This window comes from Acetonema longum DSM 6540 (assembly GCF_000219125.1).
Classification (GTDB): domain Bacteria; phylum Bacillota; class Negativicutes; order Sporomusales; family Acetonemataceae; genus Acetonema; species Acetonema longum.
Window position 1 is genome coordinate 1 of record NZ_AFGF01000182.1, and the last position, 2249, is coordinate 2249.

Genomic DNA, 2249 nt, shown 5'->3' on the forward strand with positions numbered 1-2249 from the left:
CGATAGGACAGTGTTTTTTGTTTCACTGTCCTATCTGGGGGTAGCATATCATTTTTGTCCGTTGCTCCGCTGTTTGGTTTTCGCTTTAAAACAATGTGCCAAAAGGGGGAGCGTCCCCGGCGTCAACTACTGCCGGCTTGGAGGGTGGTGGCCAGATGGGGGAACAAAATTTCCGTTCCCGCGCTTCTTTAAGAGTCAATTTGATATCAATACTAACCCTTTTCGTCTTTGATTACTATTCTACCAATCTTCAGATGCTCTTGGAAAAATTCATGGTCAAATAGTTTTCCTGGAGAACTAGTATGTTCATATTTTGTTACCTTTGATTTCCCATACTTTGTGCTGTTAGGATTAGTAGTGTCATAAGGAACAGTTTCTTCAGTATCAAAAGTTAATGTGATTTTTGGGTTACTTTCAGTCACAATATAGATTGATGCACAATAGTCAGCGAGGAAAGATAGGCTTCCTACACATGTACAAACTACATCTCCTTTATTTAGAGTATATGACCAAGTATGATATTGCTTACGTCCTGTATGATAATCACCTTCAACCAGCTCAAAATCTGCGCCCTTGACTTTCTCTATTCGAACCTTCATTTTTCCAAATATTAAAACCGTATCGTCTAAACAAACTCCTTGGCTTAGTATCTGATCTTTAAAATGAAATATATTTACAACTGAGTTTAAAAGTTCGAATTCATAAACACCTCTAATATCACTTGGGAAATCGAGGAATATAACTGGAGTAATTTCTATATCACCGATTACCGCATCAAATTCTTCATTACTTATATCTAGAGTAATTAACATCTCCACACCTCACTTTTTTACAATAACATATCGATCTAGCTTTTTCGATTTAATTGGTTGACCGTCTGTAGTTTTATAGCTGCCATCATTGAGTACTTCACTTCTTTCTTTTATTGTTAGCCCCTTTTCATCTAAATTTTTAAGCCATTGATTCTTTTCTATATTAGATCGAGATCCAGTAAGTACAATTTCCCCATCTTGTGATAAAACTCTTAACACTTCAGGATTTAATGGATCATAATCGTAAGGGTTATCAATAATGATTTTACTTTGACTGCCGGTTTTAATTTTGGAAAAATTTGTCATGTTACCGGAATTGACCCCAGAAACTTTAGGGTCAATATCAATATTGTACGCCCCGTCTGTAGGCCTACTTCCTGCTCCAATATTGAGTGTTCCATTTTGAGTGGCAGGTTCTTTTAAATAATTACCAACACCAGACCCCTGACCAGCATCCACTAGGCTATTCCCATTTTTCCCTGCTGTAGATGCTATGTCTGTACCGGTCGATGCTATATTCTCTCCATTCTTCAGCAAAGATGCCGCTTCATCCCCATACTTGATAGCTCCTACTACAGGCAAGAGTCCAATTCCATCCAACGTCGTTTGTCCTGCATGTTCCCATGTCCATTCCCAATTTGCCAGATCATGCGATATGTCCCGTATATCCGCTGCTACATCTAGTCCAGTTACGCCAAGTGCAACTTGTCCGAGCGGGTACATCCGGGTACATCCGGTACATCCGGGGTCAGTACATCCGGGGTCACGGGGTCAGGCTTGACTTATTTATTCTTCTGCCTGCTGTAAAACTCGTGTAATGCGAGATACATCAACCCCAAGCCGTTTGGCCAATTCGCTCCGTGTCATAACCTCTCGCCGGACCGCCTCCTGAATCAGTCGGTTACGCGCCGCCACTACCTTTCTTTCCCGACACGATCCTAGAAGTTTTCCTCTGTCCACACAGGCCTCAGCTATCACTGCATCAATAATCGCTTCCCAGGAAGTCGCTGTCACACCACATTGAGGGTCTTCTGTCGTGTCTTTTTTCCTGGGTTGAGCTTCCTCTGAACTTCCTATCTCCACTAACTCCGGCATAGCCTGTGGGGAGTTCATTAACTCAAGATATTGGACCAATGCCTCTCTACGATCGGAATGGAACATATCCAGTATGAAATCAATATTCACCAGCGAGTGATCCCCAGTCACATATGCATGATGGCTACTCCATGGATCCTCTAGTCCCTGCGGCATCCCAGCTCGTACCGGATTCTGGTGAATGTAGGCAACAAGAGTTATCAGGTATCGATCAGAGGTACATAACTGTGCCTTATATCGTTGTTGGAATACATGTCCGGTACGGTTATATTTCCGGTTAAAATATTGGGTAAAACACTGTTGGAGTCCTTGCATGATTTTCGCCAAAGGCTCTTTACCTAT

The 2249-nt window shown here is 41.9% G+C and carries 3 protein-coding genes; all 3 read right to left on the reverse strand.

The genetic code is table 11. The features are described 5' to 3' along the window. Positions 1-212: 212 nt before the first annotated feature. Positions 213-812, reverse strand: a complete 600-nt coding sequence (locus tag ALO_RS16000) for a hypothetical protein (protein WP_004097900.1) — start codon at positions 810-812, stop codon at positions 213-215. Between the two features lie 9 nt (positions 813-821). Further along, positions 822-1535 (reverse strand): hypothetical protein, encoded by a 714-nt coding sequence (locus ALO_RS16005; protein ID WP_004097901.1) that lies wholly within the window; start codon positions 1533-1535, stop codon positions 822-824. A gap of 63 nt (positions 1536-1598) precedes the next feature. Beyond that, positions 1599-2249, reverse strand: a 651-nt coding sequence (locus ALO_RS23265) for a hypothetical protein (protein ID WP_004097903.1), incomplete at its 5' end; no start/stop codon positions are given.

Excerpts from the sequence above, each read along its gene's own strand:
- ALO_RS16005 (WP_004097901.1), bottom strand. The coding sequence starts at position 1,535 with ATGTACCCGCTCGGACAAGTTGCACTTGGCGTAACTGGACTAGATGTA.
- ALO_RS16000 (WP_004097900.1), bottom strand. The coding sequence starts at position 812 with ATGTTAATTACTCTAGATATAAGTAATGAAGAATTTGATGCGGTAATC.